The organism is Stenotrophomonas sp. SMYL41 (genome assembly GCF_036319965.1).
GTDB lineage: Bacteria > Pseudomonadota > Gammaproteobacteria > Xanthomonadales > Xanthomonadaceae > Stenotrophomonas > Stenotrophomonas maltophilia_R.
On sequence record NZ_JAWIRX010000025.1, the window covers coordinates 40,205 to 60,891 of the forward strand.

The following is a 20,687-nucleotide window of genomic DNA, read 5'->3' on the forward strand; positions in this document are numbered from 1 at the left end:
TCACGGGGCTGTCCCCGAACCCGCCGGTAAGCGCGCAGCAGGCCTTCGCGCTGCATGCCGAGGCGTTCCAGCACGGCGATCGAGCGGGCGTTGCTGTCCAGGACGGTCGCCTGGATACGGACCAGGGCGTGTGCGGCACGGCCTCATTCGAGCACCGCGCGTGCTGCGTGCGTGGCCAGTCCCTGACCCTGCCAGCGCGGATCGAGATCATAGGCGAGTTCGCCGCGGCCATGCGACAGGTCGATTCCGTTCAGGCCAACGGTGCCGATCAGCTGGTCGTCGGCGTTCACCAGCGCCCAGCGCTGGTCCGTTGCCGTGGGCAGGTAACTGGCGATCTGGCGTCGCAGTGCCATTTCGGAAACGTCGCCCCAGCTGGTGTGCCCGGTCACGCCCGGCAGCGAGAGATAGCGGGACCAGGCGGCAGCATCATCCACGTGCAGTGGACGCAGCCGTGCGGGCAGCGTTGCAGGGAGCGTGGGCAGGGCGGGCGTTGGCATCGTCGCCAGTGTCGGCGCCCCGGCCCTGAAAATGCAAAAGGCCAGGTCGGGGACCTGGCCTTTGATGCAGTGGTGCCGGTGAAAGGACTCGAACCTTCATGGGGTTACCCCCGGCTGATTTTGAGTCAGCTGCGTATACCATTCCGCCACACCGGCAGGCAGCGTGCGAGTGTAACCGAGGTCGGCGGGAGATGCATAGTAGGAGGGCCTATCAGGGCGGTTCCTGTCGGCATTGGCTCCTTGGTAGCTATACTCCCAGTGTGCAATTGCCTCCAGGAGGGGGTAGCTGATGACAGTGTTGCAGGACCTGAGGGTGCTGGTGGTCGAGAACGACGAAATGAGTGCAGCCCTGCTGCAGATGCAGCTGGTGCATGCCGGTGCGACCGTGGTCGGGCTCGCAGCGAGCGTGTCCGAAGCCCTGCAGCTGCTCGAGCAGAGCACCCCGGACGTGGCCCTGCTGGACTACCGGTTGGCCCGCAACGAGACCAGTGAGCCGGTGGCCGCAGCGCTTTCGGCACGTGGCATTCCGTTCGTGCTGGCCACCGGAATGCTGGCCGAGCAGCTGCCGGCGCCGATGTTGGCGGGTCTGTTGCTGGTCAAGCCGTACCTGTCAGCCGATCTGTCGCGGGCGCTGGCGCGTGCGGTTGGCCGCTCCAGCGTCCAGGCCTGAGCCGCTCGCCGTGCACCGGCGGGGGTATGCTGCTGGGGCCTGAATGCTCAGGCCTACAAGGAGAGTGGCATGCAGAAGTGGATCAAGCGCATGGTTGCTGCGGGTGTCCTTTCGATGGCGGTCTTCGGTGGTACGGCGTCTGCCGCATGGTGCGGCCAGCCCTGTTTCCAGCTCTACAAGAGCTGCATCGCGCGCGGCGGTGAAGTTGAGCAATGCCTGCAGGAACAGGCCTTCTGCGAAGAGGCGATGTGCGGCGGCAACCCCTGAACCAGGAACCCCGCCCAGGCGGGGTTTTTCAATTGCGCCTGGCGCTCAGCCCGCTTCCTCGTACACGTAACGGATCTCCTCGCGGTCATCGAGGATCTGGTACTGGCGCGCCAGGTCATCCGGGTCGGGATTGAGCCAGGCGTCGAGGTGTTCCCTGCGGATCGGTACCACGCCGCGGTCATGCCCGGCCGCGGCGACGTCGCTGGAAGGTGCGTCGGTGATCGTGGCAAACGACAGCAGGCGGCCTTCCGGTCCTTCCCATTCCGCCCAGAGGCACGCCAGCAGCAGGTCGCGGGGCGGAACGGGACGGAATTCGAGCACCACGTCCTGTTCCTTTTCGTCGGCACCGAGGGTGCGGCCGGCGATGGCGTGGCGTGGCACGTGCTCGTAGAACGCCTGCACCACTACCACGCCGTGGCGCAGTCCGAACGCACCCCGCCAGTAGCCCTCCAGGCTGTCGCGCCGCGCATTGTAGGTGCCGGGGTACAGCACGTCGTTGCGCGCCGGCTTGTCCGGCAGCCGGCACTGGTAGCGCATCGGCTTGATCACGCGCTGGCCGTTCTCGCTGACCATCACCGGCGCGTAGGTGCCAGGGAAGATGCGGTTGTCGCGCGGCAGCAACTGCACCCGATGCAGGTCCTCCAGTCGGGCCTGCGCGCGCTCGATGCGGTTGCCGGCCACGCGCAGGTCATGGCGTGCCTTCTGCGTGGGCCGGGTGGCCAGCGTGGCATGGGCGATATCGCGTCGTTCGCGTTGCCGGGCCAGTTCGGCCTCCAGTGCCTGCCGCTCCTGCGCATGCCATTGCTGGATCTTCGTCACGATGTCCCGTCCCTGTTCGGTACGCGCGCCGGCGAATCCGTCATCCATCGCCTTCGGGGTCTTCGGCCGCTTCTTGCCCGGATCGTGTGCGTACAGTTCGGCGAACTCTTCCAGCGACAGGATGGCGCCGAACTCGCGTACCAGCTTGGCGTAGTCAGCGCGGATAAGGGCGGAATAGCACATGGGACTGTGGAGGGCCTGGGTCGCAGCAGCTGCGACGTGGATGCGGCAGGATAGCCCGACCTACAGGGAGATACCGCATGAACGATTCCATCGCCTGCCAGTTCCGCGAAGCCGTGCCCACGGTCGAGGACTACTGCCAGCTGCGTGTACTGGCCGGCCTCAGCGCCAAGACCCGGGAAGCAGCTGCGCGCGCACTGCCCAACACGCTGTTTGGTGTCTGTGCGTACCAGGGCAGTGAGCTGGTGGCAATGGGGCGCATCGTCGGCGATGGCGGTTGCCATCTGCAGGTCTGCGATATCGCGGTGCTGCCGCGGCTGCAGGGGCAGGGACTGGGCAAGGAGGTGATGCGGCGCCTGGATGGCTGGATGCAGGCCAACCTGCCGCCATCGGCGTACGTCAGCCTGCTGGCCGATGGCGAGGCGCATCGGTTGTACGCCCAGTTTGGTTTCGCACCCACGGCACCAGCATCGATCGGGATGTATCGGCGGTTCTGAGCCGTAATCGGGGTGAAGCCATCCACGATGGCGTGGATCTACCGGGGACCTGCAGTAGATCCACGCCATGCGTGGATAGGGCCTTCCCAGGAATCGCGGGCAAAGAAAAACCCCGGCCGAAGCCGGGGTTTCCAAGAATTGGCGTCCCCACGGGGATTCGAACCCCGGTCGCCACCGTGAAAGGGTGATGTCCTAGGCCTCTAGACGATGGGGACGCACGAAAACTTCAAGTTGTAGAACCTTCGACGGCCTAATGTCGAAGTGGTGGAGCCAAGCGGGATCGAACCGCTGACCTCCTGCATGCCATGCAGGCGCTCTCCCAGCTGAGCTATGGCCCCAATGAAACTCCGGATGATCTGCCGGGAGCAGAGTCCGTTTTGAAACTGGCGTCCCCACGGGGATTCGAACCCCGGTCGCCACCGTGAAAGGGTGATGTCCTAGGCCTCTAGACGATGGGGACGCACGAAAACTTCAAGTTGTAGAACCTTCGACGGCCTAATGTCGAAAGTGGTGGAGCCAAGCGGGATCGAACCGCTGACCTCCTGCATGCCATGCAGGCGCTCTCCCAGCTGAGCTATGGCCCCGTGTTGCCGAGCCGCCTATCATACCTGCGTGTTCACGTTTGTGGAAGCTTTTTCAGAACTTTTTTCGTTCCGGTTCAACCGCTGCCACCAAGGCAGGGGACCCGCAACGCCACAACCTGAATGCCGGTAGGCGGTGAACAAAAAAGACCCGGTTATCGGCCGGGTCCTCGTTGTTCGTGATGAGTGGCGTCCCCACGGGGATTCGAACCCCGGTCGCCACCGTGAAAGGGTGATGTCCTAGGCCTCTAGACGATGGGGACGCAATTCTCATCAATGTTCTTTAGCGACCTTTCGGCGGCCTAATGCCGAAAGATTGGTGGAGCCAAGCGGGATCGAACCGCTGACCTCCTGCATGCCATGCAGGCGCTCTCCCAGCTGAGCTATGGCCCCACGTCGCTGAGGAGCGAAATAATAGCCTTGCCCCAGGGGGTTGGCAAGCATTTGTTGCACTTTTCTTCACGCGCGTTGCGAGGCGGATGGTGGTCGTCCGTACTCAGGGGGCGTCGTCGGTCAGTGCCGCCAGGATGGGGCATTGATCCAGTGTGCCGTGGCCGGGGCAGGCGTCGACCAGCTGCGAAAGCGCGGTGTGCATGCGCTGCAGTTCGGCCATGCGCTGCGCGATGTCCCTCAGTCGGGCCTGCGCCGTGTCGCGCACGCTGCCCATGTCCTGCGGGTGGCGGTCACTGAGCGCCAGCAGTTCGGCGATTTCTTCCAGGCTGAAACCCAGCGTTTTGGCACGGCGGATGAAGCGCAGCCTGCGCAGGTCCTGCTCGCCGAAGATGCGGTAGCCCCCGGCTGAGCGTGCCGCCGTGGGCAGCAACTGCTGGCGCTCGTAGTAGCGCACCGTATCGATCGGTACGCCGGCCTGGCGCGCCAGTTGACCAATGTTCATGGGGGATTCCTGCAGATGCCGCCGGCCATTGTGAAGCCTTGAGTCTGGTCCAGGGTCAAGGCCCCGCCGATGAGGGCGCATTCAGCGCACTTTGCAACTTTCTTCATAGCCCCACCCTCGAGGCAGTTCCTACCCTGCGCCTGAACCGGCCGCTGGATGGCCTGCAACGAACCGAGGAGATGGTCTGTGGAAGGATTCAGAAACGAAGGATTCGTCGAGGTCGCGGTGGTCGAGTACCCGGGAGGCGACCCATCGGCCGCCTCCGTGCTGACTGAAATGGCACATGTGGCCAACCGGCTTGCCCAGCAACAGCGCCGTCCGTTCAAGCGTGTCCTGGTGACCCGCTGGATCGTGCCGGCCAGCCAGACCGGCGTGCATCGCATCGCCGGCGCGGAGATGCTCGAGGCAGACATTCCCGCTGTAATCGCCGTGCCTGGCCAGATCAGCCAAGGCGTCTGCCTGCGTGCCGATGAGGTCCTGCTGGATTGGCTGCGCGCGCACTACGACGGTGGCAGTCTGCTGGCGGCGGCCAGCGATGGTGTCAGCATGCTCGCGCGTGCCGGTCTGCTGGCCGGGCGCACGGTCAGTGGGCCGGACCTCGGGCGCCATCCCGGCCTGCAGGGGCAAGCTGCCAGCTGGGTACCCAGTGAGCGCGCGCTGGTCGATGATGGCGACCTGCTGACGGTGGCCGGTTCCCAGGCGTGGCGTTTCCTCGGCCTGCGACTGCTGTATCGGCTGTATGGCCAGGGGGTGGCGAGTTCCGTGGCGCAGCAGCTGGGAATCACGGTGCCGGCAGCCATCCAGCAGGATCTGGAGCGCTTCAGTGCCAACTTCGCTCACGGTGATCGTGATGTGCTGAAGGCGCAGCGCTGGCTGCATACCACGGCTGCGCGCGGCGCCACGCTCGGCGCGATCTGTGAGGTTTCCGGACTGGAGCCGCGGACCCTGCAGCGGCGCTTCCTGAAGGCCACGGGGCTGCGTCCTATCGAGTATTGCCAGCGGTTGCGTATCGCCAAGGCGCAGACGCTGCTGCAGCAGGGGGCGGGGATCGATGAAGTGGCCTGGGGCGTGGGCTACGCCGACCAGAGCGCCTTCCGCCGCCTGTTCCTGCGCATCGTCGGAATGACGCCGGCCAACTATCGTCGGCTGGTCAACAACAAGCGGCGCGAGCGGCCGCTGTTGTCATCGGTGGCGGGCAGCCTGCGCGGGCTGCAACCGGTGCCTGGCATGCAGATGCCGCGCAGCGCGGCCTGATGCCTGCGGTGGGCGTCGCGCTTGCAACCTGGGCGCGACGCCTCGACCATGCAGGCAACGGATGTTGGAACAGGTGGGCTGATGTCGAGTGTTGGGCCGGTGCCGATGCCGGTGGTGTTGATCCTGATGTGCGTGCTGCTGGCCATGGCGGTGGCACATCTGTGGCCGCGTCGGAAGGACGGGATGGCAGTGCCTTCCGCGGCAAGCATGGTCTTGGACATGTTGCTGATCGGCCTGCTATGCGGACGCATCAGCTTCGTGGCCTTGAACTTCGCGCTCTATCGTGAGGCCCCCTGGAGCATCCTGCAGATCGCCGATGGTGGGTATCACCTCACGGTCGCGCTGGTTGCAGGCCTGGCATGGGGTGTCTGGCGGCTGAGGCCATGGCATGCATTGCGTGCGCCGGTGCTGGCGGGGGCGCTGGCGGGCGTGGTGCTCTGGGCGGCGGGTAGCCACCTGCTGGCGGCATGGCAGGCACAGCGGATGCCGCTGCCGGCGGTGAACGTGGCCGATCTGCAGGGGCGCGTGATCGACCTGCAGCAGTTCCGGGGCAAACCGGTGGTACTGAATCTCTGGGCCAGCTGGTGTGGCCCCTGCCGACGCGAAATGCCGGTGCTGGCATCCGCACAGCAGACGTATACCGAGGTGCAGTTTGTGTTCCTCAACCAGGGCGAAACCCTGGATGAGGTCCAGGGTTTCCTCGCCAGCGAACGACTGGTGCTGGGCAACGTGTTGCTGGACGATGACGCTGCCGCTTCAACCGTGCTAGGCGTGCAGGCCTATCCTTCCACGCTCTTCTTCGATGCCGACGGGCGCCTGCGTGAACTGCACCTGGGCGAACTGACTGCGGCCGGTCTTGAACACAAACTGCGCCGGCTGCGGTAGCCTGCCCGGGCATCTCACTACGGAGTTCCCATGTTGTCCACTTCCCTGCGCATCGCTCCGGCGGTGCTGTTGCTGCCGGTCATGCTGGCATTGGCCGCCTGCAGCCAGGCCCAGACCCCACCGGGCAAGACGGCGGCAGCACCGGTTGCGAGTGCTCCGACGTCCGCGGCCAAAGGTGACCGTCCTGCGGTGCTGAAAGGCATCGAGAAGCACGGCTTCGAAGTCGTTGCCGAGTTCGATGCACCGGGCGGCCTGCGTGGCTTCGCTGGCGTGGTGGGCGGGCAGCAGCCGGCCGCAGCCTACGTCACCGCCGACGGCAAGCACGTGCTGGTAGGCAGCCTGTTCGATGCCGAAGGCAATGATGTGGCCGCCGAGGCGGTGGAAAAGCTGGTCGCTGCACCGATGTCGGCCAAGATGTGGACCAAGCTGGAAGCCAGTGCATGGGTGCGTGACGGCAAGGCCGATGCGCCGCGCGTGGTCTATACCTTCAGCGATGCCAACTGCCCCTACTGTCACAAGTTCTGGGAAGCAGCACGGCCGTGGGTCGACGCCGGCAAGGTGCAGTTGCGTCACATCATGGTCGGCGTCATCCGCGAGGACAGCCCGGCCAAGGCGGCGGCCATCCTCGCTGCCCGTGACCCGAGCGCGGCGCTGCTGCAGAACGAGCACGATTTTGATCGTGGTGGCATCAAGGCGCTGCCGAACATCAGTCGCGAGATCGCTGGCAAGCTCGACGCCAACCAGGTGCTGATGATCGAGATGGGCTTCCAGGGCACGCCGGGCATCCTGTTCCAGGACGCGCAGGGCCAGGTGCAGCGTCGCGCCGGCTTGCCGCAGGGCGCTGACCTGCAGACGGTGCTGGGCCCGCGCTGAGTCGCGCCTCTCATCGGAATGACCCACGGGCCCGCATGGCAGCATGCGGGCCTGTTGCTTTCCGTGATCAGGATCGATGTGCGGCCTGCGCATCATCTGTTCGTCGTCACGTCTGAATAGTGACTGACATCAAGCCTCGTGCCTTGATTCCAATCAAGGCCAAAAACGACAGGCGGATTAGCCTGTGACGCATGGAATACAGCGTCAATGCGCGATGGATGCCGCGCTCGCCAGGCCCTGATCGGGGTCGGTCGGCTCAGCCATTCACGACACTCTCACCCTATGCTTGTTACCCAGACCGCTGCGGTCGCCACCTCTCTGGCAGTGCGGCCTTGATGGAGTCGACATCGGTACAGGCAGGGCAGTGTCACGGTCCTGTTGCCTGTCATGCGCAGGCTGTCCGTTGTCGTCGACGCAGTATCCGCATTTCCAGCAACGGCGGCGCGAGGCCGGGGTGGCACATGCGTGCGTCCCGTCAGCGCGAATCAAGTGTTCGTCCAGGGAGGATGCAATGCGCGTGGCGGTACTGAGTCTGGCCTGCTTGACCGCACTGGCGATCACGCCAGCGTATGCGCAGCAGGATGGTCAGGAAGATGCGCAGGCGTTGCGAAAGGAGATCGCTGCCATGCGCCAGGCGCTGGAAGGGATGCAGCAGCGCCTGGATCGGCTGGAGCAGCGTGAGGGGGCCGTAGCGGCCAGGGCGCAGGTGCCGCCGCCGATGGCTGCAGCCGCCAGCAGCGCCAACCTGCTGCATCCCACCCAGGTGCCGGGCGTGGCGCAGCCGGTGCTGCCGCAGCGCGAATCAGTGGCCGACCCGTCCACCGCTGCGTCGCGACCGGACAGTGCGGCCGGCCCGACCGATCCGGACCTGAAGGGCTTCTTCGCCATTCCCGGCACTGACACGATGATCCGCATCGGCGGCTACGCCAAGCTGGATGCCATCGCCGATTCGCGTGCAGCCGGCGACGAGGACCAGTTCATTCCTTCATCGATGCCGGTGGGCGGTCGCCATCGTGACGTCTCCAATTTCAACATCCATGCCAAGCAGACCCGCTTCAGCTTCGAGGCGCGACGTCCGACCACGCACGGCAACCTACGCTTCTACCTGGAGAATGACTTCTTCGGTAGCAGTGACGGCTACGAATTCCGCCTGCGCCATGCCTATGGCCAGCTCGGCAATACCTATGCCGGCTACGGCTATTCCAGCTTCATGGACCCGGACAGCCTGCCCGATACGCTGGATTTCGCAGGGCCCGGCGGTGCCGGATACCTGCTGGTGGCGGGCATCCACCACAGCTTCGCAATAGGCAAGGGCAACATCCTGACTGTCGCTGCCGAAGATCCGAAGACCGAACTTGCTGGTGCCACCGATGAGCGGGGCGCGGTAAACCGGTTGCCTGATGTGACGGTGACCGCGCGCATGGAGCGTGACTGGGGCCACCTGCAGCTCGGCGCAGTGGCACGAAGCCTGGCCTATGACGGCGATGGCGTGCGCGACCGGCGCGTGGCCGGCGGTCTGCAGGTGAGTGGATCGGCGTCCGTGGGTGAGCGCGATCTGCTGCTGTTCGGTGTCTTGGGTGGGCGTGGTCTCAGCCGCTACACCGCCGACCTGACCGGCTCCGGGCTGGACGCGGTAGTCGGTACCGATGGCCGCCTCGATGCGCTGGATCTGCACGGCGGCTTCGTCGGCTACACCCACTACTGGTCCGGGCTGTGGCGTTCGAACGTGATCTTCGGCCAGCTGACCCTGGAGCGGAATGCCGCACTGGCGGCCGACGCATTCCGGCAGAGCCGCTACGGCGTCTTCAACCTGATCTGGAGCCCGGCGCCTTCGTGGACGATGGGCATGGAGCTGCTGTACGGCCGCCTTGAACAGCAGGGCGGTGCGCGCGGCGACACGGTCCGGGTGCAGGGCAGCCTGCAATACAACTTCATCAAATAGGCGCCAGCGGTCGTATGCCAGCGTAACCCGTCCCCACGCCCGGCTGCACCGGGCTCATGCCAGTACTGGAGATTGTCATGGCAGAAGCAAAGAAAATCGGGGTGGTCGGAGCCACCTTCCTCGTCGCCGGCAACATGATGGGCTCAGGCGTGTTCCTGCTGCCTTCCAGCCTGGCCAAGATCGGTACCGCCTCGATCTGGGGCTGGCTGATCACTACCGCGGGTGCGCTGCTGCTGGCCTTCGTGTTCGCCAAGCTGGGCAAGCTGGCACCGAAGGCGGGTGGCCCCTACGCCTACGCGCGTGACTGGTTCGGACCCTACATGGGCTTCCAGACCAATACCATCTACTGGTTCGCCAACTGGATCGGCAACGTCGCCATTCCGATCGCGGCGGTGGGCTACTTCAGCTATTTCTTCCCGATCCTGTCCGAGCCACTGGTGCGCTGCATCGCGGTGCTGGTGCTGGTGTGGGCACTGAGCTTCGCCAACATGATCGGCCCGGCGTTCGTCAGCCGGGTGCAGACGGTCACCACCAGCTTTGCGCTGGTGCCGATCCTGGGCATCGCCATCTTCGGCTGGTTCTTCTTCGATGCCGACATCTTCAAGGGCGCCTACAACGTGTCGGGCGAGTCCAACTTCGGCGCGATCTCCAGCGCTGCAGCACTGACCCTGTGGGCCTTCATCGGTGTCGAGTCGGCCTCGGTGACGGCTGGCGTGGTGGAGAACCCGGAAAAGAACGTGGCCCGCGCCACGCTGGCCGGTGTGTTCCTGGCCGCCATCGCCTACATCGCCAGTTCTTCGGTGATCATGGGCATGGTGCCGAACTCGGAACTGCAGGTATCCGACGCGCCCTTCGCGCTGGCCGCGGCCAAGGCGGTCGGTGGCTGGGGCGGTGCGCTGGTCAGCCTGTGCGCCTTCATCGGTGCCGCCGGTTCGCTGGGTGGCTGGATCCTGTTGACTGCGCAGAGTGCGAAGGCGGCCTCCGATGATGGCCTGTTCCCGAGCATCTTCAGCAAGACCAACAAGGATGACGTGCCGGTCAAGGGCGTGCTGATCGTGGCCGTGCTGATGACCCTGGCGGTGCTGGTCACCTCCACCTCGGAAACCGCGTCGGCCCAGTTCGACGTGATCACGTCGGCGGCCGTGGTGCTGACCCTGCTGCCCTACATCTACTCGTGCGTGGCGTGCTACTTCGTGGTCGAGCGGTCGCACACCCTGGTCCACACCGGTGCGTTCTGGACCCTGACCAGCCTGACCGTCGTGTACTGCCTGTGGGCGATCTACGGCTCGTCGGGAACCATCGTGCAGTACGCCTTCCTGTTCGTGCTGTTCATCACCGTGTTCTATCCCTTCTTCAGCGAGGAGCGCCGCCAGCAGCGGCAGCGCGCCCGTGAGGCCTCGGCCATCAGCGCCGGCGCCCAGCGTTCCTGAGTTCGACAAGGAGAATCAACGTGTACTTCAAGTCCCTGGACTATCCGGTCATTGTCATCGACAACGACTACGAGTCGCCGCGCATCGGCGGCATCCTGATCCGCGCCCTGGTGGAAGAGCTGCGCGGCAATGGCCAGCGCGTGCTGTGCGGCCTGAACCTCGATGATGCCCGTGCTGGTGCCCGCACCTACGTGGCGGCCTCGGCAGTGCTGATCTCGATCGACGGCAGCGAAGAAGTGGATGGCGAGTTCCAGCGCCTGACTGCCTTCCTGCGCGAGCAGAGCGCACGCCGCGCCAACCTGCCGGTGTTCCTGTACGGCGAGCGCCGCACCATCGAGAAGGTGCCGAGCAAGCTGCTCAAGTACATCCATGGCTTCATCTTCCTGTTCGAGGACACCAAGAGCTTCATCTCGCGGCAGGTGATGCGCGCGGCCGAAGACTACATGAAGAACCTGTTGCCACCGTTCTTCAAGGCGCTGATCCATCATGCGGCCGAGTCCAACTACTCCTGGCACACGCCCGGCCATGCCGGCGGCGTGGCGTTCACCAAATCGCCGGTCGGCCGCGCATTCCACCAGTTCTACGGCGAGAATACCCTGCGCAGCGACCTGTCGATCTCGGTGCCGGAGCTGGGCTCGCTGCTCGATCACACCGGCCCGATCAAGGACGCCGAGAACGAAGCCGCGCGCAACTTTGGTGCCGACCATACCTTCTTCGTCACCAACGGCACCTCCACCGCCAACAAGATCGTCTGGCATGGCACGGTGGCGCGTGGCGACGTGGTGTTCGTCGATCGAAACTGCCACAAGTCGCTGCTGCACGCGCTGATCATGACTGGTGCGGTGCCGGTGTACTTCACCCCCAGCCGCAACGCGCACGGCATCATCGGTCCGATCAGCCTGGATCAGTTCACGCCGGAGTCGCTGCAGCAGCGCATCGCCGCCAATCCGTTGGCCAGCCAGGCCTACAGGGCCGGTTCCAAGCCGCGCATCGCGGTGGTGACCAATTCGACCTACGACGGCCTGTGCTACAACGCCGAGAAGATTGCCGATGAGATCGGCAGCGCGGTCGACTTCCTGCATTTCGACGAAGCCTGGTACGCCTACGCCGCGTTCCATCCGTTCTACGAGAACCACTACGGCATGGCCAAGGGCAAGCCGCGTGAGCAGGATGCGATCATCTTCACCACGCATTCGACCCACAAGCTGCTGGCGGCGTTCTCGCAGGCATCGATGATCCACGTACGCAATTCGGCGCAGCGCAACCTGGATGCCGAGCGCTTCAACGAGTCGTTCATGATGCATACCTCGACCAGCCCGCACTACGGGGTGATCGCGGCCTGTGACGTTGCCTCGAAGATGATGGAGGGCGATGCCGGCCGTTCGCTGGTACAGGAAATGCACGACGAGGCCATCGCCTTCCGCCGCGCGATGCTGCACGTGCGCGATGATCTCGGCCGCGATGACTGGTGGTTCAGCGTGTGGCAGCCCACCAAGCTCGAGCGCAGCCTGGACAAGGGCGATACGCCAGCACCGCTGGTGGCCAAGCGCGAGGAGTGGTACCTGCAGCCGGATGCGCACTGGCACGGCTTCGAGAACCTGGTTGATGACTATGTGCTGATCGACCCGGTCAAGGTGACCCTGCTGACCCCGGGCCTGGCGATGGACGGCAGCATGGGCAAGCTGGGCATCCCGGCGGCAGTGCTGAGCAAGTTCCTGTGGGGCCGCGGCATCACCGTGGAAAAGACCAACCTGTACTCGGTGCTGTTCCTGTTCTCGATGGGCATCACCAAGGGCAAGTGGAGCACCCTGGTCACCGAGCTGATGGCGTTCAAGGAGCTCTACGATCGCAATGCGCCGCTGAGCCAGGCACTGCCGACGCTGGCCGCCGATTATCCGAATGCCTACGCCGGCTGGGGCCTGCGTGACCTGTGCGACGCGCTGCATGCGTTCAACCAGGAATTTGCCGTGGCCAAGGTGATGCGCGAGATGTACGTGGATCTACCGACCCCGGTGATGACCCCGGCCGATGCCTACAACCACCTGGTGAAGGGCGAGATCGAGCGGGTCGACATCGAGCTGCTCAGTGGTCGCGTCGCTGCGACCATGCTGGTGCCGTACCCGCCGGGCATCCCGACCATCATGCCGGGCGAGCGCTTCGGCGACAGCGACGAGCCGATCATCCAGTCGCTGCGCATCGCCCGTGAGCAGAACGCCCGCTTCCCGGGCTTCGAATCGGACGTGCACGGGCTCATCATCGAGCAGGAGGGGGATGCGGTTTCGTACAAGGTGGAGGTGCTGAAGGCCTGACCCGCAACGGTCGGCGCTTCGGCGAACGATGGATACCGCGCGCGAGCAACGCATCCTGAAGTTCTCGATCGGGGTCACCCTGGCGGTGAGCGCGGCCGGCTTCGGCGGTGGCCTGCTGGTGGGATCACAGGCCATCCTGTTCGACGGCGTGTACAGCCTGGTCGACGTCGCCCTGACCCTGGTGTCGTTGTCGGTGCTGCGGCTGGTGGCGCGGGAACAGAGCCCGCGCTTCCAGTACGGCTACTGGCACCTGGAGCCGATGGTCGAGGCACTGGGCGGTGTGATCCTGTCGCTGGCCTGCGTGTATGCGCTGGCCAACGCCGTGATCGGCCTGACCACGGGCGGGCACGAGGTGAAGTTCGGGCCAGCGCTGTGGTGGGCGGCGCTGCTGAGTGCCAGCAACCTGGCGATGGCGGCGTTCGTCGCGCAGCAGGCGCGGCATCTGCGCTCCGCTCTTTTGTGGTTGGATGTGCGCGGCTGGCTGCTGGGTGGGTTGATGAGCCTGGCGGTGGTGCTGGCCTTCGTGTTGGCGCTGGTCCTGCACGGCGGTGAGTGGCACCACTGGGTGCCGTACCTGGATTCGATCGTGCTGGCGCTGATCAGCCTTGCGGTGCTGCCGGTGCCGGCGCGCAGCGCGTGGAAGGCCATGCGCGAAGTGCTGCAGGTGGCACCGGATGATCTGGACCGGCGCGTGCAGCAGGTGATGCAGGCGTTCGTGGCCGAGCGTGGCTATGCCGGTTTCACCAGCCATGTGGCGAAGATGGGGCGGATGCGCTTCATCGAGATCCATGTGCTGGCTGACCCGACCACGCCGCTGGGGTCGGTGGGCGAAGTCGATGCGATGCGCGATGAGATCGCGGTGCGGCTGGATGCCCGCGGCAGTACGTTCTGGTTGACCATCGATTTCACGGCGGATCCGGCGTGGACGTGATCGTTGCGCGTGGCGAACCGATCTGTTGCACGGACGCTGTTTGACCTCAACCCGAGTTTAGGTTGCAGACTGCCTCGCATCCCCCACGAGGCATGCGGCATGAACCTGCTGACCACCCCGGACCGCGGCCATGGCCTGCTGGAACTGTTCAATCCTCCCGGGCTATACGACCCTTCGGCCAACGGGTACTCGCACGTGGCCGTCGTTCGCCTGCCGGCGCGGGTAATCCATATCGCCGGGCAGGGCGGTGAGGATGCCGATGGTCATCTCTCCCCCGGTTTCGAGGAACAGGTCGAGCAGGCACTGGACAACCTGCAGATTGCGTTGCGCTCGGCGCAGGCCAGCCTGGCTGATGTCGCACGGTTGCGCATCCTGGTGGTCGACCACGACGAGGACCGGCTGGGCATCATCGCCCGGCAGGTGCGGCAGCGTTGGCCGAACCGTGCTGCACCGACCTGCACACTGATCCCTGTGCCACGGCTGGCGCTGGACGGCATGCTGTTCGAGATCGAGGCGGAGGCTTACACGGCCTAGCGCAGGTAGTACTCGACCGGCACCACCAGTTCCTGCGGTGCCTTCAGTTCATCGGGAATGGGCGGCAGCGGCTGCGCACGACGGAATGTCTGCAGCGCGGCGGCGTCGAGCATCGGCTGGCCACTGGACTGCTCCAACCGCAGCGCCAGCAGCCGACCTTCGCGGTCGATGCTGGCCCTGACCCAGGCCGTACCCTGCTGCCGGCGTGAACGTGCGGCGGCGGGGTAGTAGCGGTAACGCTCCAGCCGCGCCATCAGGCGGGCTTCCCACTGGTCGCTGGCGGCGCCGGCCTGGAAGTCTGCCGGTGGTGCGTCGGGAGCGGGCGGCGCGGCCGTGATCGATGCCGGTGCGGGACTTGCATCGGTCACGGCCGCAGGCGTGGCGACCGGCAGCGGTTGCCGGCCAGTGCCACCGTGTTCGCTGGCGGCGAGGTCGCCTTCGCGCGCAGCGGTGGGCGGGGGCGGCGACGGTGACCGGGTGGGTTGCGATGCGCGCGCCTGCTGCGCCTGGCTCGGGGTGTCTGCCTGGCGTTCTTCCACTGGCTGGGGCGGTGTCGCCGGCGCCAGCAGGCGCAGGCTGATGCGCACGTCCTGCTCAGGCGGCGGCAGCAGCGGCGGCGCGGCCACCCAGTGCACCAACAGCAGCAGGGGCAACAGGTGCAGGCCGATGCTGATGGCGACCGCCTGCCAGTGTTGGCCGCGCTCACTCATCGTCCAGCACCCATAGCAGGTCGGCGTCGGCCGCCTCGACGGTTTCACCCGGCGAGGCCAGTGCGATCACCAGCGCCGGTGTGTCCGCTGGCAGGTAGCCCGGCACGCCGGTACCGCGCAGTACATGCCAGCGACCGGCCACCAGCAGCGCGGGTGCAGGTGCCTCGGTCATTACCTGTGCCATGCGCCTGTCGCGGGCCTGTTGCACGGCCAGCATCCCTTCCAGCATCGGTGCTGCGTCCGCGTGCTGGGCCAGCACCACGGCCGACAGGCGTTGGCGGGCAGCGGCCACCGGGAACCGCACTGCATCAGCGGACGCAAGGTGCGCGTTGACCTCGGCGCGCGCGAGATTCCCGCCGAACAGGGGGATGCCGGCGGCGGTGGCGTCCTGCACCAGCCCGCCATAGGCGGTCCATGGCCATCGTGTATCCCAGCCCAGCAGCTCCTGCAGGCGCGCACCGTCGGCATGGTTGCCCTTGGCCAGCCAGCGCTGTACCCGCTGCAGGCGCGGCTGGCGTTCGCTGGCGATCATCTCCAGCACCAGCGCGCCTTGTGGACGCTGCTGCTGCAGAGACTGCAGCAGCCAGCGCTGGGCGGCGTGGTCACCGGCCAGGTCGTGGCGTTCGCCCAACAGCAGCCGCGGGGCGTTCGCTGCGCGCTTCACGAACGCCGCTTCGTCCAGGCTCTGGCCGCTGGCGAGGTCGAGCACCTTGCCGGGCATCGGCTGCGCGCTGGCCATCGACGCCAGCGCAAGCAGGCACAGCGGCCACCAGCGCCGGCTAGAACGCCACATTGACGCCCATCGAGACGGTGCGGCCACGGCCGTTGCCGCGGTCCAGGATCGGGCTGAAGATGCTGTCGATCGAGGCATTGTTGTCATAGGCCTTGTTCTGCAGGTTTTCGATGTTCAGCCACAGGGTGGTGTTGGCCTGGGGCTTGAAGCTGGCGTAGAAGTCCAGCAGCACGCCGGTGCCGCCGGTCTTGCGGGTCTGGAAGAAGTCGTAGCCTTCCTCGGTCGGGCCGGAGTACTCGGCGCGCAGGCCGGCCTGTACGCGCTGCTGCCACCAGCGGCCGCCCACGTCCAACGTCCAGTAGCGGTCGGGCAGGGCGGTGATGTCTTCAAGGTTGACGAACTCGATGGGCGGCGCGCTGGTGCGCGAGCGGGTCCAGCTCAGCGTGGCGTGGTAGTGCTCGCTGGCGTAGTGCGCTTCCAGCTCGATACCGCGCATGCGCACCACGCCCGGGTGGTTCATCCAGCGCGTGGTGGTGCTGAAGTCGTCCACGTCCAGCGCATCGGTCCAGGCAGTGAGCTGCGGATCGCTATCGATCGGCACCACGAATGGCTCCACTTCCGGCGGATGCACGATCAGCAGGTATTGCGGCTTGATGTAGTCGCGGATGCGGTTGTCGAAGCGGGTGACGCGCAGCTGGGCCAGGTCGCCGTCAACCAGCAGCGAGTCGGTGCTGAGGTTGGCGCCGAACTGCAGGTTTCGCGAGCGCTCACGGCGCAGGAACGGGTTGGCGCCCACGCCGTCGGCATCGCTCATGCCTTCCAGCGGGATTTTCTCGAAGAACATCTCCTGCACGCGCGGCGGCCGCGATGTGCGCGAGACTTCGGCGAACAGCTGCAGCCAGCCGGTGGCCTGCCACGAAACCGCCAGGCTGGGGCTGAGCGCGTGCTGGGTGCGGCGCACGTCGATGCCGCCGCCGTTGATCTCTGCGCACTGGCCGGGGACATCCGAGCACACCGGGACGTGGCCACGGATGCCATAGCGATCCTGGCGCAGGCCTGCGGTCAGCGCGTAGACGTCGTACTGCAGTTCCAGCGTACTGAACACACTGTCCAGCTGGCTGCGGCCCTGGGGGTTGGCGCCGCGCAGAACCGGGGTATCGGCCACGTAGATGTCCGACTGGTGCTTGATGCCGGTGTTCCAGCGCGCCTGCAGCGCGCCGATGTCGAAGCGGCTGGTGTTGTCGAGGGTCCAGCTGCTCAGGCTGCTGTGGGTGCGGCGGCCGATGTAGCTGGAGTCCTCCACCGGCGGATAGAACAGCCGGGTCTTGTTGCTGGCGAAGGTCGCGCGCAGGTCGATCCACGGCGTGTAGGGCGTGTAGTGGTAACTCGCGCGCTGGTTACGCGCGGAAATCTGCCACGGGTAGTTGTGGTAGAAGTCGTTTTCGTATCGCATGTGGCTCAGGTCGAGCCGATGCTGGTCACTGGGCTGCAGGCGTGCTTTCAACAGCCAGCTGCTGGGCTGCTGGCTGCCGGGGTCGGCCTTGTTCTTCTGCCCGCGTGCGGTGGCGTACTCGCTGCTGCGACTGCTGCTGGCGGCGGCCAGCAGGCCGAACTGGCGGTCACCACCGTCCTCGCTGTGGCGCCAGGCACCGGCGAAGGTGCGGCCACTGCCGTAGCCGTTGTTGCCATGGCGATAGCCCGCGCGCAGGCCCCAGTCGCGGCCTTCGCCGAGCAGGTCGTCGATGTCCAGCGTGCGGAAGTTGGCACTGCCGGCCAGCGTGCCGGCGCCATCACCGCCGGCCACCGCGCCGCGCTGCACGTCCACGCCGGCCAGCAGGAAGGGGTCGACATAGGCGAACGGGCCGCCCGAGCCATGCCCGGCATTGTTGCGGAAGGTCTGGGTGACACCGTCGATCATTGTGTTGACCCGGCCAGCGCCGGTCATGCCGCGGATGTTGACCTGCAGGCCGGGCTGGCTGCGCGAATGGAAACTGTGGGTGCCGGGCATCGAACGCAGCAGGCTGTTGCCGTCCTGGCGTTCGGCCATTGCCACGCGCTCGCTGCCGACCGCCGGCGCGAAGCCATCGCGCGTGGCTGGCACATACTGACTGGCGCCCGCACCGGGAGAATGACCGTTCGCGGTATCACCCTGCACGCGCAGAGGGCCGGTTCGACGGCTGCCATCGGCGGGTTCGGCCGGCGCCGGTTCCAGCGTGGCGCGGCGTGGGTCGATGAAGCGGGGGCGCAGGCCGCTGCCCGCCAGCAGGCGCGACAGGGCCTGAGCATCGTCGAACTGTCCGCGCAGCGCCGGCGCTGTCTGGCCGCCCGGCAGAGCCGCGCCGATCACCAGGTCGACACCGGTCAACCGGCTGTAGGCGTCCAGTGCGCTGGCCAGCGGTTGTGCAGGAAGATCGAAGTGGCGGGTGGCGGCCTGCGCATGAGCGCTGGCGGACAACAGCGGAAGCGGACTGGCGCAGGCCAGTGACAGGGCGAGGACAAGGGGGCGGTGAAACAGCATCGGGGGCTCCAGGGGCTGACGCAGCGCGTCGTCATCCTGGGTAGACGCAGCGGCAGGGCCGATGTCAGGGTGCATCGCGATGTCCCCTGCGTGGTGGCAGCCAGACCTGCACGCCCGCGCCGAGGCGGAGCACGCGCACATGCAGCTGCGTGGCCAGCTGGTCCCGGCTGCGCGCCGCACCGTCAGCGCTGCCGAGCAGGGTGACCGGCTGCTGGCGGAGGTGTGCGCCGATGATCCAGGTATGGCCGCCATGCCAGCGATCCAGGTCCTGGGTGACCTCGGCCAAGGGCGTGGAGACCCAATGCAGGCGACGTTCGCGCCAGGCCAGCGCGCTCTGGCTGGGAGCCAGGCCGACGGTCGCTGCCTGTCCATCGAAGCGCAGCTGCTGCCCTTCGATGGCCTGTTCACTGCGGCTGCCGCTGTCCACGCGGACGCGATGCTCGGTGACGGTGACCACGCTGTCGTTGTGCTGCACGGCAAGGTCGAAGGCGGTGCCGAGCGCGGTGACCGTGCCGTGCGCCGTATGCACCTGGAACGGATGCTGCGCATCGGCGGCTACCTTGAACCAGGCCTGGCCATGCTGCAGCTGCAGCTGGCGGCGCTGTGCATCGATGCGGACATGGACTTCGCTGCCGGGCGAGAGCAGCACGTGCGAGCCATCCGGCAGGACTTCTTCGCGGATCTCGCCCGACGCCGTGCGCATTACCTGGGCGGCTGGTGGCGCGGCCTGGCGGGTATACAGGCCCAAGGCACAGAGCAGCAGCACGGCAGTGCCGGCGTCGCGCAATCGTCGGCGCTGCCGCTTGCGCTGGTGCCGCTGCAGGCTGGGCGTCGCATCACCGGCCTGCCAGAGCGCCTGCAGATGCTGGTACTGCGCGGCGTGGCGGTAGTCAGCGTGGTACCACTGGTTGAAGGCGCGCTCGTCGCGGCCGCCGTCGTGGCCGTCCAGCCACCAACGCGCAGCCTCGCGCGCGATCGCATCCTGGCTCATGCGCCGGGTACCTGCTGCAGCGCAACCAGCGCACGCAGCAGATGGCCGTGCGCGGTCTGCCGGCTGATGCCCAGCTGGCGGCCGATCTCGGCCAGTGCCATCTGCTCCACCCGTGCCAGCAGGAATACCTGGCGCGAGCGCGGAGGCAGCGCGGCAATGACAGCGTCGAGGTGGCGCAGCTGCTCGTTGTCGAGCAGGCGCTGCTCCGGCAGGGGGGCAGGATCGGCGATGGCGTGCAGTTGCGCCTCATCCAGGGCCTCTTCGCGCCGGCGTTGGCGCTGCCGGTAATGATCGGCGATCAGATTGTGGGCGACGCGGTACAGGTAAGCGCGGCCATTGCTCAGCAGGCCACTGGCGGCGACTTTGACGACGCGCAGCCAGGTTTCCTGGACGACGTCATCGGCGTCGCAGCGTTGCGGGAGTTTGCGGCGGACATGGGCGTGCAGCGGCCGGTAATGGGCCGCGCACAGCTGCGCGACATCCGTCGGTTCGACAGGCGTGGACACGGGGCGGGCGACAACTGGGAAAGGGAACAGCCCGCGGCGGCAAGGGCAGCGGCTGCACCTTACAGCAAAAGAGAATCATTTGCATCTATAGATGGGCATGGCACACCTGCGCGGACGCGGGATCAGCGCGGGCGATAGTCGCAGTGGATCTGCAGGGCTTCGGTGGGGTTGTGGTGCAGCTCGAAGCCGCAGTGCTGCAGGCCGTGCTTCACCCGCGCGATCGCTTCTGCATGGCGGGCGACGCGACGATCCTGCCAGCGCGGCGGGGTGAACACGCCCAGCGGCAGCAGCCGCAGTCGCTTGCCGCGCAGTACCAGTGAGACATCGATATGACGGCCATCGATATCGTGGCCGTTGGCGCCGAAAATGGCATCGACTTCATCGTGCCGTTGCGGATAGCAGGTGCGGAAGAGGGTGATACCGAGCCGCCGCACCAGGCGCCGGAAGCCGCCGAGGCGGCTGTGGCGGGGCTCGAAGCCCCGGGTGAGCAGCAGGCGCAGTTCGGCAGGCAGCAGTGCCTGTGCCTCGAGCAGGCGTTGCAGCACCTCTGCGTCGATCTGGATATGGCGGGAGGGCCAGCGCGGGGCGACATGCAACCCGTGGTGGCTGCCGCGGTGCAGGGTCAGCATGCGTGAAGCTTCGCATGTGGGGAAACAGCCGGGGTA

Annotated in this window: 20 protein-coding genes and 7 tRNA genes; 11 read left to right on the forward strand and 16 right to left on the reverse strand. The window is 66.4% G+C overall.

The genetic code is table 11. From position 1 onward, the window contains the following. Window positions 1–143: 143 nt before the first annotated feature. Both V3B30_RS21050 and V3B30_RS21055 read right to left on the reverse strand, forming a co-directional pair. Complete coding sequence (locus V3B30_RS21050) at window positions 144–497, reverse strand: GNAT family N-acetyltransferase (RefSeq protein ID WP_262083121.1); 354 nt, start codon at window positions 495–497, stop codon at window positions 144–146. A 70-nt stretch (window positions 498–567) separates the two neighbouring features. Continuing rightward, window positions 568–653: transfer RNA gene (locus tag V3B30_RS21055), tRNA-Leu, on the reverse strand. 133 nt (window positions 654–786) lie between these two features. On the opposite strand from V3B30_RS21055, the gene V3B30_RS21060 reads away from it, so the two are divergent. Beyond that, the gene (locus V3B30_RS21060; protein ID WP_188485166.1) at window positions 787–1,167 is read left to right on the forward strand and encodes a response regulator; all 381 of its coding nucleotides are present in this window, start codon (window positions 787–789) and stop codon (window positions 1,165–1,167) included. Between the two features lie 69 nt (window positions 1,168–1,236). Beyond that, window positions 1,237–1,434 (forward strand): hypothetical protein, encoded by a 198-nt coding sequence (locus V3B30_RS21065; RefSeq protein WP_075677767.1) that lies wholly within the window; start codon window positions 1,237–1,239, stop codon window positions 1,432–1,434. A 45-nt stretch (window positions 1,435–1,479) separates the two neighbouring features. Here V3B30_RS21065 and V3B30_RS21070 read toward each other — a convergent pair whose 3' ends face one another. Continuing rightward, a complete protein-coding gene (locus V3B30_RS21070) occupies window positions 1,480–2,436 on the reverse strand; it encodes an SOS response-associated peptidase (RefSeq protein WP_262083120.1) in 957 nt (318 codons plus the stop codon). A gap of 77 nt (window positions 2,437–2,513) precedes the next feature. Here V3B30_RS21070 and V3B30_RS21075 point away from each other — a divergent pair, with 77 nt between their 5' ends. Next, complete coding sequence (locus tag V3B30_RS21075; RefSeq protein ID WP_100473175.1) at window positions 2,514–2,930, forward strand: GNAT family N-acetyltransferase; 417 nt, start codon at window positions 2,514–2,516, stop codon at window positions 2,928–2,930. Window positions 2,931–3,069: 139 nt separating this feature from the next. Here V3B30_RS21075 and V3B30_RS21080 read toward each other — a convergent pair. The 7 genes from V3B30_RS21080 to V3B30_RS21110 form a co-directional block, all read right to left on the reverse strand. Beyond that, window positions 3,070–3,145: transfer RNA gene (locus V3B30_RS21080), tRNA-Glu, on the reverse strand. Window positions 3,146–3,192: 47 nt separating this feature from the next. Further along, window positions 3,193–3,268 (reverse strand) — tRNA-Ala (locus V3B30_RS21085). 46 nt (window positions 3,269–3,314) lie between these two features. Next, a tRNA-Glu gene (locus V3B30_RS21090) sits at window positions 3,315–3,390 on the reverse strand. A 48-nt stretch (window positions 3,391–3,438) separates the two neighbouring features. Further along, a tRNA-Ala gene (locus V3B30_RS21095) sits at window positions 3,439–3,514 on the reverse strand. Between the two features lie 184 nt (window positions 3,515–3,698). Continuing rightward, window positions 3,699–3,774, reverse strand: a tRNA-Glu gene (locus tag V3B30_RS21100). A gap of 54 nt (window positions 3,775–3,828) precedes the next feature. Further along, window positions 3,829–3,904, reverse strand: a tRNA-Ala gene (locus tag V3B30_RS21105). A gap of 103 nt (window positions 3,905–4,007) precedes the next feature. After that, window positions 4,008–4,406, reverse strand: coding sequence for a heavy metal-responsive transcriptional regulator (locus V3B30_RS21110; RefSeq protein WP_100473174.1), 399 nt, complete (start codon window positions 4,404–4,406; stop codon window positions 4,008–4,010). A 186-nt stretch (window positions 4,407–4,592) separates the two neighbouring features. On the opposite strand from V3B30_RS21110, the gene V3B30_RS21115 reads away from it, so the two are divergent. The 8 genes from V3B30_RS21115 (at window position 4,593) to V3B30_RS21150 (ending at window position 14,564) form a co-directional block, all read left to right on the forward strand. Further along, window positions 4,593–5,660 carry a helix-turn-helix domain-containing protein gene (locus V3B30_RS21115; protein WP_100473173.1) on the forward strand — a complete coding sequence of 356 codons (1,068 nt, stop codon included), beginning with the start codon at window positions 4,593–4,595 and terminating at the stop codon, window positions 5,658–5,660. 81 nt (window positions 5,661–5,741) lie between these two features. Beyond that, window positions 5,742–6,545 carry a redoxin family protein gene (locus V3B30_RS21120; protein WP_262084393.1) on the forward strand — a complete coding sequence of 268 codons (804 nt, stop codon included), beginning with the start codon at window positions 5,742–5,744 and terminating at the stop codon, window positions 6,543–6,545. Between the two features lie 30 nt (window positions 6,546–6,575). Next, on the forward strand, window positions 6,576–7,418 hold the full coding sequence (dsbG, locus tag V3B30_RS21125; RefSeq protein WP_100473171.1) for a thiol:disulfide interchange protein DsbG: 843 nt from the start codon (window positions 6,576–6,578) through the stop codon (window positions 7,416–7,418). A gap of 511 nt (window positions 7,419–7,929) precedes the next feature. Then, window positions 7,930–9,360: a DcaP family trimeric outer membrane transporter gene (locus V3B30_RS21130; protein ID WP_262084392.1), complete on the forward strand. Its 1,431-nt coding sequence runs from the start codon at window positions 7,930–7,932 to the stop codon at window positions 9,358–9,360. Between the two features lie 77 nt (window positions 9,361–9,437). Then, a complete protein-coding gene (gene adiC / locus V3B30_RS21135; RefSeq protein WP_014037589.1) occupies window positions 9,438–10,790 on the forward strand; it encodes an arginine/agmatine antiporter in 1,353 nt (450 codons plus the stop codon). 20 nt (window positions 10,791–10,810) lie between these two features. Then, entirely contained in the window at window positions 10,811–13,099 is a 2,289-nt protein-coding gene (locus V3B30_RS21140) for an Orn/Lys/Arg decarboxylase N-terminal domain-containing protein (protein ID WP_100473168.1), read from the forward strand. A gap of 28 nt (window positions 13,100–13,127) precedes the next feature. Then, window positions 13,128–14,030 carry a cation diffusion facilitator family transporter gene (locus V3B30_RS21145; protein WP_262084391.1) on the forward strand — a complete coding sequence of 301 codons (903 nt, stop codon included), beginning with the start codon at window positions 13,128–13,130 and terminating at the stop codon, window positions 14,028–14,030. 99 nt (window positions 14,031–14,129) lie between these two features. Next, the gene (locus tag V3B30_RS21150) at window positions 14,130–14,564 is read left to right on the forward strand and encodes a RidA family protein (protein WP_262084390.1); all 435 of its coding nucleotides are present in this window, start codon (window positions 14,130–14,132) and stop codon (window positions 14,562–14,564) included. On the opposite strand, the gene V3B30_RS21155 is transcribed toward V3B30_RS21150, so the two are convergent. The 6 genes from V3B30_RS21155 to V3B30_RS21180 form a co-directional block, all read right to left on the reverse strand. Next, on the reverse strand, window positions 14,561–15,274 hold the full coding sequence (locus V3B30_RS21155) for an energy transducer TonB (protein ID WP_100473165.1): 714 nt from the start codon (window positions 15,272–15,274) through the stop codon (window positions 14,561–14,563). The genes V3B30_RS21150 and V3B30_RS21155 overlap by 4 nt on opposite strands. Continuing rightward, on the reverse strand, window positions 15,267–16,067 hold the full coding sequence (locus V3B30_RS21160; protein WP_262084389.1) for a ChaN family lipoprotein: 801 nt from the start codon (window positions 16,065–16,067) through the stop codon (window positions 15,267–15,269). Before V3B30_RS21160 ends, V3B30_RS21155 begins: the two co-directional genes overlap by 8 nt. Continuing rightward, entirely contained in the window at window positions 16,054–18,525 is a 2,472-nt protein-coding gene (locus V3B30_RS21165) for a TonB-dependent receptor (protein ID WP_262084388.1), read from the reverse strand. The genes V3B30_RS21160 and V3B30_RS21165 overlap by 14 nt, the downstream gene beginning before the upstream one ends. A gap of 64 nt (window positions 18,526–18,589) precedes the next feature. Continuing rightward, complete coding sequence (locus V3B30_RS21170) at window positions 18,590–19,516, reverse strand: FecR domain-containing protein (protein WP_262084387.1); 927 nt, start codon at window positions 19,514–19,516, stop codon at window positions 18,590–18,592. Continuing rightward, window positions 19,513–20,022: a sigma-70 family RNA polymerase sigma factor gene (locus tag V3B30_RS21175; RefSeq protein WP_262084386.1), complete on the reverse strand. Its 510-nt coding sequence runs from the start codon at window positions 20,020–20,022 to the stop codon at window positions 19,513–19,515. The genes V3B30_RS21170 and V3B30_RS21175 overlap by 4 nt, the downstream gene beginning before the upstream one ends. Window positions 20,023–20,144: 122 nt before the next feature. Continuing rightward, entirely contained in the window at window positions 20,145–20,651 is a 507-nt protein-coding gene (locus V3B30_RS21180; protein WP_100473161.1) for a hypothetical protein, read from the reverse strand. Window positions 20,652–20,687 lie beyond the last annotated feature (36 nt).